This is a genomic window from bacterium (assembly GCA_021159335.1).
Lineage (GTDB): Bacteria > UBP14 > UBA6098 > B30-G16 > B30-G16 > JAGGRZ01.
In genome coordinates this window covers 1-10,838 of record JAGGRZ010000139.1, presented here as the reverse complement: position 1 = coordinate 10,838, position 10,838 = coordinate 1, and the positions used below count along the sequence as shown (strand labels likewise).

Sequence of the window (10,838 nt, the reverse complement as noted above, 5' to 3'; positions counted from 1 at the left end):
TTATTATATTGTAAATGCTATATTTGAAATCGACTCAAAAAGGGGGTAACTTATGAGATGGATTATTTTTATTTTGGCAGTTTGGGGGATTATAGCAGGTTTTGTTCTTTCTTCTTTGACCGTTAATAACATTATCATCGGTATAATTATTGCCGTATTGGGGCTCCTTCTCACAAAGACCAAAGCTTTTGCCGGTTGGATCTCGTTCATTTTGGGCTTATGGTGGATTGTAGCCTCATTTATTATTAAGGCTATGAATGCTGCCCAGTGGAACAATTTCATCGTGGGAATAGTGCTCATAATAGTTGTCGGCTTGCTTTACGGAAAAGCCAAAAAAGAATGATTTTGCTGATTGAATAAGTTTTTTTCTTATGCCCCTTATAAATTAAGGGGCTTTTTATTTCTAAATCCATAAATCATGTGAAATTTTTCTTTTGCTTGACCCTGCCTTCTTTATTTTTATAATTCAAAACATTTTGCGGGAAGGTTTGCTATGGCAAGAATAGGTGTATTCATATGTCATTGCGGGCATAACATAGCTGGTTCAGTTGACATCGAGAAGTTAAAAGAGATGGTCTCCAAAATAGACGATGTGGTTTTCGTCACTGATTACAGGTATCTCTGCGCTGCACCGGGACAGGAGTTGCTTGGCAGAATGATTCAGGAACAAAATCTCGATGCTGTGGTTACTGCGCATTGTTCACCGGTTCTTCACGAAAAAACATTCAGGAATGTCGCGGTAAAGGCAGGTCTTAACCCATATCTTCTCGAGGTAGCTAACATAAGAGAACAAGCCTCATGGCCCCATTGGCATCAGCCTGAAATGGCAACCAAAAAGGCTTATCTCATCATACGGGAGACGATAGCAAAAGTTAAGCGTAATCTTGCTCTCGAGGATAATTACATTCCTGTGACTAAGAAAGCGTTGGTGATAGGTGGTGGTGTGGCAGGTATACAAGCTGCTCTCGACATAGCTGATGGTGGATATCAAGTCTATCTTCTTGAGAGAGAGCCCTCTTTAGGTGGTAAAATGGTTCAGCTCTCAGAAACATTCCCAACCCTTGACTGCCCCCAATGTATACTGACGCCCAAGATGACCGATGTCCAGAACCACCCCAATATAAGAATCATTAATTACGCTGAGGTCGATAATGTTGAAGGTTTCCTGGGGAATTTTAAGGTTCGAATAAGACACAGAGGCTCTTATGTTCATTATGACCAATGCACTGGCTGCGGAAGCTGCGAAGAAGTATGCCCTACAAAATTGCCTAACGAGTTCGAGCGTGGTTTAGCAACGCGGAAGGCGATATATCGCCCATTCCCTCAGGCGGTGCCGAATGTCTATACGATAACCAAGAAAAACGATTGGCCACCGTGCCGTTCGAGGTGTCCAGCTCATCTTAATGCGCAGGGTTACATAGCTGCTGCTATGGCCGGAAGATTTGATGTGGCGATAGATATAATAAGAAACGAATCGAATTTTATTTTTGCTGGTGTGGCGGGCAGAATTTGTGCAAGCCCGTGCGAAAAGGTTTGTCCTCGAGGGAAAATTGACCACCCTGTTCATATAAGACTAATAAAGAAGTTCGTTGCCGATTGGGAAGTCCAGCAGGGTGAAATCAGGCAGGATTTAACTGTTCCCGAGGAGCGGGAGGAGAGAATAGCTATTATAGGTGCGGGTCCCGCGGGTCTTCAGGCTGCTTTTGAACTCAGGAAGAGAGGCTACAAGGTCGATGTTTTCGAAAAAGGGGACAAGCTCGGTGGTGGTCTGTGGAACCTTTCGGATAAAATTCTGCCAAAAGATGTCTTAAAGCGAGAATGCGAACTTGTGGAGAAGATAGGTGCTAAAATTCATTTCAACACGGAGATAGGTAAAGATATCAGCTTCGAGGAGCTCGTTAAGGATTACGATGCTGTGCTTATAAGTGTTGGTTCATGCAGGGCACAGCGTGAGAAAAAGCCCGGGATTGACATATCATTCGTTCCCGATGAAATGGGAATAAAGAACGATAAGGGTTACATTGATGCTGATCTGTTAACTTGTGCTACTGCGCATCCAAAGATTTTTGCTGCTGGTGGCACCACGGGACCTATGACATTTATCGATGCGGTTGGCGCGGCGAAAAGAGCAGCCGAATCCATTCACAGGTTCATAAATGGAATGGATATGGTCGAAGGGCGAGAACGAGAATTGCCTTACGACAGCGGTCTTGTAGGAAATGTTGGAATGGCTTATAATGTTGGCAAGCCAGATGTTATTAAGAAGAAAAAGGAACTTACTTCTGATGAAATAATAGAGGATGCGAAACGGTGTCTTTCCTGCGCTGGTTGTGCAGAGTGCCATCTTTGTGAGGAGGTATGTGACCCCAAGTGCATAGACCATTCGTTTGGGCCGTTCTATGAGGAAATAGAAGTGGGTGCCATTGTGGTTGCCACCGGATTCGAGCTTTATCCTCTCAAAGACATCCCCGAATATGGCGGTGGTGAGATACCGGATGTTATAGACGCGCTTCAGTTTGAGAGGTTGCTCGCAGCATCTGGTCCCACTGGGGGAGTAGTTAGACGACCGTCGGATGGTAAAATACCTAAGTCAGTGGCTTTCGTTCATTGCGTTCGCTCTCGTGACCCTGAGCACGGGATGCCATATTGTTCGAGAATATGCTGCATGTATCTCGTTAAGGAGGCAATTCTCTACAAGCAGTCTGTTCCCGACGGCAAGGCATTCTCGTTTTACATTGATATAAGGACAAACGGTAAAGGCTACGAAGAATTCTACGAGCGGGCACGAGAAAACTACGATATAGTTTTCATACGGGGCAAGCCAGCAAGAATTGTCCAGAACGGTGATAAAGTTCAGGTTTGGGGAACCGATACGCTGACGGGTAATACTATAAAGCTTGATGTGGATATGGTTGTCCTGGCACCAGCGATGATTCCCAGCCAGTCAGCTCTTGAATTAATCAAAAAGCTGAGACTCGCTACCGACGAGTATGGCTGGGTCAAAGAACAACATCTCAAACTTCGTCCCCTTGAGGCTATGACGAGCGGAATATTTATAGCTGGTGTTGCTCAGTATCCAAAGGACATAACAGACACTGTAGCTCAGGCATCGGGTGCGGCGTCCAAGGTTCTCGACCTATTTAGTCAGCCGCAGATAAAGCGTTCGCCGATAATAGCGCGAGTTGATGCGGATATGTGCGCTGGCTGTGGATATTGCGAGAAAGCGTGTGCGTATGAAGCAATAAAAGTTGACCCTGTCCTGCGAGTATCTCAGGTTAACGCTGCGCTTTGTGAGGGCTGTGGCGCATGTGCCGCTGCTTGTCCGTCGGGTGCAGTGCAGCTAACGAATTTCTTCAAAAATCAATTGCTGGCTATGGTAGTCGAGGCAACGAGAGAATACGAGTGAAGATGAGTTCTTTTTGATGTGGTGCTGGGTGAGGTGGCAGGGCTTAGTGCATGAAAAACAATTCTAATAGAAGTTTCAAACTTGTTTTGAGCTTCATTCCTATATTGTATCACAACAAAAAGTCGGATAAAATATTATAGTTAAATTTATACAAACCTTTCCAAATTGCGTGAAAAATAATTGTAAAAACTCAAAACATAACTTATCTTATGCGAATTAGCATGAGCGGAGGTGATATAAATGAGGATTTGTTTTACTTCCGACCAAAATAATGGGCTGGACAGTGTTATGAGCTATCACTTTGGACGCTGTCCATATTTCGTTATTGTGGATGTTGATGAAAACGGAAATGTTTCGAATGTTGAATCAATCCCGAATCCTCTCGCCGATGAACACAACCCTGGAGAACTGCCCTCGTTTATGAAATCTAAAGGAGTAGATGTAATAATAACAGGCGGTATGGGTCCGAAGGCTCAGCAATATTTTGCCAGTTTTGGTATAAAACCTGTTATAGGTGCCTATGGGAGAGTAAAAGATGTTCTTGAGGAGTACCTGAAGAATAAAGTACATTATGCTCCCGGTCCCAGTGTAGGTGAAGAGCCTTCTGAGGAGAAAAAATCAGGAAGCGATGAAGTAGAAAGGCTTAAGAAAGAAGTTGCTTTTTTAAGAGAACAGCTCGCGGATTTAAAATCTTTGCTTAAGAAAATTGAAGAAAAATTAAAGTGATATACTTTATCCTAATATATAAAAAATAAGGTAAGAATATTTATATTTTAATGCATCATTTTTCCACTTGCGCCTTTAAATCGGAAAAACTTTTTCCAATTGGCTCGTAACAGTCTTTAAAAAGAAAAGCAAAATAGCTGATTTCGGAAAAATTACCAATTTTATAATCTCTATAGCAAAACATTCAAAATTCCACCCACAATAACTGTTGATATCAGCATTATCCCTATCGATTTTAGCATGTCTTTTACTCCGAGCTCCTTGGCCATTGTCGTGAATGTTGCGACGCAGGGGAAATACATTGCAAGAATAACTGAGGCTATAACGAGTTGCTTGAGATTTAATCCAAGTGGAGCGAGCATGCCGACAGCAACATCCTTTCTCAGAAAGCCTATTATAAGTGCGCCAACCGCTTCCTCGGGAAGCCCGAAAAGACCGGTTATTATAGGTTTTGTGAGATTGCCGATAAATTGTATTATGCCCAGAGTGTAGAACGCGTTAACGATGAAAACGCCAAAAAGGACGAACGGAACTGCTTCTTTGAGAAACCATTTAACTCTCATCCACACTTTTTTCATTATAGTTGGTAGATGCGGAAGCCTGTAAGGCGGTATATCCATGAATATTTCTGGGCTTTCACCCTTGACGATTTTGTTAAGAATGGTCCCGAGGATTACCCACACTACAAACAGAGTTCCGAAAACGAGCCCCAATCCTTTTGCGCCGTATTTCCCCACAAGACCGATTATCATAGCTATTTGAGCCGTGCATGGGACAGCAATAGCCATTAATGTCGCTGCTATAAATCGTTCGCGCTTTGATTCGAGAACTCGCGTTGCCAGCGCGCCTGGAACATTACATCCAAGCCCCAGAAGCATAGGTATGATACCCGCTCCATGAAGACCAAACCTATGCATGAACGAATCCATTAAGACGGAAAGGCGGGGTAGGTAACCGAAATCCTCGAGAAGAGACAGTATAAGGTAAAATGCAAATATATATGGAAGTACTGCTGCAAGAGGAACATATAAACCAGTTGACAATAGTCCCATAGAACTCATATAGTCTATCTGCCCGTCGAAAAGCTTTCCGATGAGAATGTCGTGAAAGGCAGGATATGGGCTCAAAAGTTTTGATATTAACATTATTACTGGTGTCCAAAGATGCTCGAAAATAGGGTCGAAGATGTAACTTATCAAGGTTTCACCGATGAATCGAACCAGCCAGAAACTTAAGTAAAGTATCACGATAGCCATGGGGATACCTGTGTAAGGGAATATGGAAAGCTCTGATAGTCTATCGAGCAAAGTGTGGTGGCGATGAGTTATCTTTTGAGTTTTTTCGATTATTTCGCCTATGGCTTTCCACTTGTCCTCAAATTCGAGTGAACTTGCTTTTGGGGTCAGTATTTGTTTGGACAATTTATCAATGCCCTCACCACTTAGCGCACATGTTGGGATGCACGGAACGCCAAGAATTTGCTGTAACTGCTCGATATCTATTTTTATTCCCCTGTGTTTGGCTTCGTCCCACATGTTAAGAGCTATCACCATTGGTTTTCCAGTTTTTATGAGGTCAAGTGTGAGGTAGAGACTTCGCTCAAGGTTCGTTGAGTCTATAATGTCCACGATAACATCTGCTTCGTCGACGAGGTTGACCGCAACCTGCTCAGCTCGCGATGTAGGTTGAAGGCTATAGGTTCCCGGCGCATCGATTATTTCGACCTTTTTGCCACCAATATGCATGAAGCCTTTGGTGAACTCTACAGTAGTGCCGGGATAATTTGAAGTTATAACATTTATACCAGTAAGGCGGGAAAATATGACGCTCTTTCCAACATTAGGATTTCCTATGAGAAGGACCCTCATTCGAGAACCTCCACAAGGATTCTTCGCGCGATTCCGAACCCGATAGCTATCTGTGCGCTGCCCACCTCGATTATCGATGGTCCTCTATGAAACAGCCCCGAGAGCTTTTTTATTTCGATACCTTCTCTTATGCCCATGGAATAAAGTCTTAACCTTGCTCTGTGTCCACCATGAATTCCTATTATTCTCGCTCTTTTCCCTGCGGGAAGTTCCGCAAGAGTTATGTATTCTCTCATTTCCTCTTCCTCTCCGAAAAAGTTTTGTGAAATTCCTTGATAAGCTCGTTTTTCAGTGTCTCGCTTTTCTGAATGAATTCGAGGAACGCCAATAGTCTTTCCATGCCTTGCTTGTTGATGTAGTGTTCGATTATGCACGCATTCTCCTGTGCTGATTCCTCGTCGAGACCAAGTATATCTTTGAAAAATTGCTTTAGAATTTTGTGGCGTCTGTAAATCTTTTTCGCAACTCTTTTGCCAGCTCTGGTTAGTCTAACATAGCCATATCTTTCGTGTTCTATGAGCCCCTTTTCGGAAAGCGTTTTCAGGGCATCTATTACTGATGATGGTTTAACATTTCTTTGCTGTGCGATTTCCTTAACTCTTGCTACTTTGCCCTTCTCAGATAGCAACAATACGGTTTCCAAATAGTCTTCAAGGCTTTGGCTGAGTTTCATTTCTCATCTCCTGATAGATTACCCTAATAATTTTAGAATAATCTAACATTTTTATACAAAAAATTACAAAAATCTCTTCTGTCAAGTGAAAACTTTTAAACGAAAATCATTTTCAGGGCAACTATTGTCAAAAGGATCGCGAACCCGATGTAGAACCATTTGCTTTTTTCCATTTTGTTATGGATGTAAACGCCGATTTGAGCTCCTATCATCGCTGGAAGCCCTATCATCAATGCGCTCACCACATTGACGGTGCCTATTGTTGCTGGTGGTGCTTCGGGTACTGGTATACTTAGCGTCATCCGGAATATCAAACCTATTATGGATGCTATAAGTGCGATAAAAACTGATGTGGCTGTGGCGTTTATTGGCTTGTAGTTTAGTATTGCGATAAGTCCGGCGACTACGAACACGCCTCCACCTATGCCAAGCATGGCTGACTTTACACCAACTATTATTCCCAAACCAAAAAGGAATATTTTTATTTTAAGCGGCATTTTGTTTTTGTACTTCGGGTCCTCGTCCCATGAGAGTTTTGGTTCCTCGGTTTTTACGAAAGCTTTTTTGAACATTCTTGTGGCGGCCCAGAAATTGAATATGGCGAGTAGATATCTTAGGGGGTCGCCGCCGATTTTGTTCGTTATAATAACGCCGAACATGCTGCTTAGTATTACACCGATAAGAATCGGGGCGGCTGTTTCGTATCGTATATTTTTGTATTTTATCTGTCTTGTAACGGCGGAGCTTGTTGATAACATTATCGCAAAAAGGCTTGTTCCAGTTGCTATCAACATTGCAGAACCGCTGTCAAAACCTTTTGACATATATATAAAAAGCAGGGCAGGCACGAACACTGCACCACCACCGATGCCAAAAAATCCTGAGAAAAAACCTGCTAAAAGCCCGAGAAGTAATGTTAAAAAAGTTAACATGATCTGTTGGGTTTATCCCTTTCTACGCAGGTAGTCCCGCAGTTCTCTTTCTTTTTCCCTTTCAAGTTGCTTTTGTATAAGATATTGTTTCTTCTCGTATTTTTTTCGCCCTTTAACGACGGCGATTTTTACTTTGGCTATACCCCTATCGTTGAAATATATTTCAAGAGGGACTATTGTATATCCTCTCTCTTCGGTAAGGCTTTTTAAGCGCACTATTTCTTTTTTGTGCATTAAAAGTTTTCTTTTCCGTTTTGGCTCAGGAGAGTATGCTGCTGATTTCTCGTAGGGTGAGATGTGCATATTATAAAGCCACAGTTCCCCATTCTTCACTTTTGCATAAGAATCCTTTAGACTCACTCTTCCCGCGCGTAGCGATTTAACCTCCGAGCCGACAAGTGCGATGCCCGCCTCGAATGTTTCTATTACTTCGTAATCCCTTAGTGCCTTTTTGTTTTTGCAGACTATTCTCATTAATTTTTCCTCTTGACAGCAATTTCGGCATTCATAAGTTAAGATATGAATTTGCTATTGCAAGCGATAAGTTAAGCCGAGGTGGCGGAATTGGCAGACGCGCTAGATTCAGGGTCTAGTGAGCGTTAAGCTCGTGCGGGTTCGACTCCCGCCCTCGGCATTAGTAAATTATCATGTTAAGAATGGTTACAATCAGAAATTTTCAAGTTTTTACAATGATAATTTTCTTCTTTTCGTTTTCTATATTTTTTGGCTGCTCCCAAAATCCCGAACAACCCGAAAACACAGCAAATAAAAGTGATACAATTTATGTTTATGATACAATTTTCGTAGTTGACACCATTTTTGTGTTAGATACCCTTGTTGATGTTGATACTTTGATATTCTATGATACACTCTACATTAATGACACTGTTTTAGTAAGGTTGCATGGAGTTTTTTATATAAAGTCTGGCTCTATTATATCACCTTTTCTTCGCGATGCTGAGCCCATTGAGTTCTTAATTCTGTCAACATACAGCGCGGATTCAGTTGACGCCTCAATTCTTGTTGGCGGCGATTCTGTTCCCCTTGAATGCATACGCAGGACATCGGGTGTGGTGTTCAGAGGATACTGGTTTCCCGATGATTTTTCCCCACATGAATATGAAATAAATGTTACCCTATTAAAGCATAATGGAGACACACTGGCAAGTATAATAGATACAGTGAAGGTTGCGATGATCGGAGTTTCACAAGTGACATTTATCAATTCTATTCCATATATATATTACAAAGCTAAACCTGGCCGCAGAGATTATATAGTAATCAGTGATACGATAGCTCACTGGCGTATAGGCGGCGGAAATTCCATCGTTGATGAATCAGGAAACCCGCTTCCCATGCCCTCTTTTTGGACTTCTGTTGACTATCCGCCATTCAAATACATAGGGAGAGAGAATTATAATATTCCTGCTGTATATAAAATTGGTGATTCTGTTTATGTAGAGGCAGTAGTGATATCAAACGAATCGATATATGTGACTACTGGTGTTGACACCATGCCCGTCACTCCACCTGTTGATACAGTACAGCTTAAAATACCTATTGTGTTGCCGGAAAGGATAGGTATTTATGATTACAATATAAAGTTCAATTTTTTTGATGCTAAAAAAGTAAAAATATCAGGTTCATTTGTGACTAATCATGTTTTTTATAATATTTTTTCTGAACCGGTACTTCTCGACTCAAGGGCTTATGGTGGTTCGCCACCTTATCCATGGCTTGCGGTTTTAGCGTATGACCTGCAATGGTGCGATGGTGCTATGAATATGCGCGAGGCTCTCGCTGACTTAAGACAAGCTTTGTATTACGATATGGGGCTATATTATAGCTCGAGAAATTATATACATTATGATGGACCTTATACAAATTGGGAACGCGTATATCTCCATCTTGGCGAGTTTCTGGACCTTGAGAATGGGAATCATCTTTATTGTCATGACATGGCGCTTATATTTTCAGCCTTCGCCGGGAATATGGGAATAGCATTGCCTGAACTTTATCTTGGTGTTGGTTTTCGTACCTATCCTATAAGAGGAGTAGGTCATACAGGTTGGACCACATACTCCTGGACCGCTCATGGAATTAATTCGCCCGACAGTGGAGTTACTGTATATGATGCTGTTTTAAACCTCGATGGTGATGGTGACCCATCAAGCTCACCACATATTGATTGGGATGTTATAGCGTTGCCTTTGGATGTGTATCTTCGAACGCTATCTCCAGCGCCGCCCGTTGTTAGGGGAGTTTACTATCCATATATATTATAATTTTAACATAATTGTATCTCGGAATATACCTCGCGCACCAAGTGATTCTTTGAACCGTGCAAGACCAAGATTGGGAATGTTGTTAAGGGTGTATGTTCCGAAATCCAGCCAACTGTAGCCTCGATTTATCCCCCACCGCATAATCTCCGCGAAGGTCAGGTTCAGTGGCCTTAGATTTTGATGGTCGTAATCCTGAGTTATATAAAATGATAGCAATGTTTGCTTGTTGCATATGAATATAGTCGAGCCCGCTATCATCTTTTCCTCTATGAATGCGCCGAACAGAATGATTTTATCGGGGAGAAGCGATGTTAATTTATATATTTCGCTAAGAGTATGCGTGGGTTTTACTCCATGTCTAAGTTTAAGGTTTCTCTCTAATAGCGTGTAAAATTCTTCCCATTTATTCGTAATCTCAATTTTTATGCCCGATTTTTTCGCTTTGCGCATGGCAGTTCGGGCGGTAGTCTTAAAAAGTCTAAGGTTTTCGTCAATCGAATTATATAAACGAACGACTGATGTCAACTCTCTTTTCTTATATATGCCTCCTGACACAAAGAGAGCAAAATCTATATGGTTTTCCGGCAATTTGTAATAAATCCATGGCGGACGCGTCAACTCTATGCCTTTGTATCCCTTTTGTCTTGCAAAGTTTATAAGCGCATCCACCAACTTCAGCGCTTCAGAAATGCCGCTTCTCGTTGAGGTTATTATACCGTCAAACGATGCACCGGGATGTGAAACCAGCCAGACCCCATCTTCACGCTTTACCTCAGCTGCTGGACATATAGCAACAAGTTTGCCCCGCTCAAAGAACATGAGATGTCTATGTTTAAAACGCTCTTTGGGATGGTAGTCAAAGAATTTCTGATAGGCAAATAGTGTTCCATTATTTGAATCATCCACGAATTGTTCCCACAGGTTTCTATATGTCTCTTTGTATTCTAC

The 10,838-nt window shown here is 42.0% G+C and carries 10 protein-coding genes and 1 tRNA gene; 5 read left to right on the top strand and 6 right to left on the bottom strand.

Features of this window, described 5'->3' with window-relative positions:
* Positions 1-52: 52 nt before the first annotated feature.
* From J7J62_07515 to J7J62_07505, 3 genes are all read left to right on the top strand, one after another.
* Positions 53-343, top strand: a complete 291-nt coding sequence (locus J7J62_07515; protein MCD6124998.1) for a hypothetical protein — start codon at positions 53-55, stop codon at positions 341-343.
* 150 nt (positions 344-493) lie between these two features.
* A complete protein-coding gene (locus tag J7J62_07510; protein ID MCD6124997.1) occupies positions 494-3,406 on the top strand; it encodes an FAD-dependent oxidoreductase in 2,913 nt (970 codons plus the stop codon).
* Positions 3,407-3,646: 240 nt separating this feature from the next.
* Positions 3,647-4,132, top strand: coding sequence for a dinitrogenase iron-molybdenum cofactor (locus J7J62_07505; protein ID MCD6124996.1), 486 nt, complete (start codon positions 3,647-3,649; stop codon positions 4,130-4,132).
* A gap of 170 nt (positions 4,133-4,302) precedes the next feature.
* On the opposite strand, the gene J7J62_07500 is transcribed toward J7J62_07505, so the two are convergent.
* The 5 genes from J7J62_07500 to smpB form a co-directional block, all read right to left on the bottom strand.
* A complete protein-coding gene (locus tag J7J62_07500; protein MCD6124995.1) occupies positions 4,303-6,000 on the bottom strand; it encodes a ferrous iron transporter B in 1,698 nt (565 codons plus the stop codon).
* Positions 5,997-6,236 carry a ferrous iron transport protein A gene (locus tag J7J62_07495; GenBank protein MCD6124994.1) on the bottom strand — a complete coding sequence of 80 codons (240 nt, stop codon included), beginning with the start codon at positions 6,234-6,236 and terminating at the stop codon, positions 5,997-5,999. Before J7J62_07495 ends, J7J62_07500 begins: the two co-directional genes overlap by 4 nt.
* On the bottom strand, positions 6,233-6,673 hold the full coding sequence (locus tag J7J62_07490; GenBank protein ID MCD6124993.1) for a metal-dependent transcriptional regulator: 441 nt from the start codon (positions 6,671-6,673) through the stop codon (positions 6,233-6,235). Before J7J62_07490 ends, J7J62_07495 begins: the two co-directional genes overlap by 4 nt.
* A 95-nt stretch (positions 6,674-6,768) precedes the next feature.
* Positions 6,769-7,605 (bottom strand): sulfite exporter TauE/SafE family protein, encoded by an 837-nt coding sequence (locus J7J62_07485; GenBank protein MCD6124992.1) that lies wholly within the window; start codon positions 7,603-7,605, stop codon positions 6,769-6,771.
* Between the two features lie 12 nt (positions 7,606-7,617).
* The gene (smpB, locus tag J7J62_07480; GenBank protein ID MCD6124991.1) at positions 7,618-8,079 is read right to left on the bottom strand and encodes an SsrA-binding protein SmpB; all 462 of its coding nucleotides are present in this window, start codon (positions 8,077-8,079) and stop codon (positions 7,618-7,620) included.
* Between the two features lie 75 nt (positions 8,080-8,154).
* Here smpB and J7J62_07475 point away from each other — a divergent pair.
* Together J7J62_07475 and J7J62_07470 are read left to right on the top strand one after the other, a co-directional pair.
* Positions 8,155-8,239: transfer RNA gene (locus J7J62_07475), tRNA-Leu, on the top strand.
* Positions 8,240-8,294: 55 nt separating this feature from the next.
* The gene (locus J7J62_07470; GenBank protein MCD6124990.1) at positions 8,295-9,890 is read left to right on the top strand and encodes a hypothetical protein; all 1,596 of its coding nucleotides are present in this window, start codon (positions 8,295-8,297) and stop codon (positions 9,888-9,890) included.
* On the opposite strand, the gene J7J62_07465 is transcribed toward J7J62_07470, so the two are convergent.
* Positions 9,885-10,838 (bottom strand): GNAT family N-acetyltransferase (locus J7J62_07465; protein MCD6124989.1); only part of this gene is annotated, 954 nt, incomplete at its 5' end. The genes J7J62_07470 and J7J62_07465 overlap by 6 nt on opposite strands.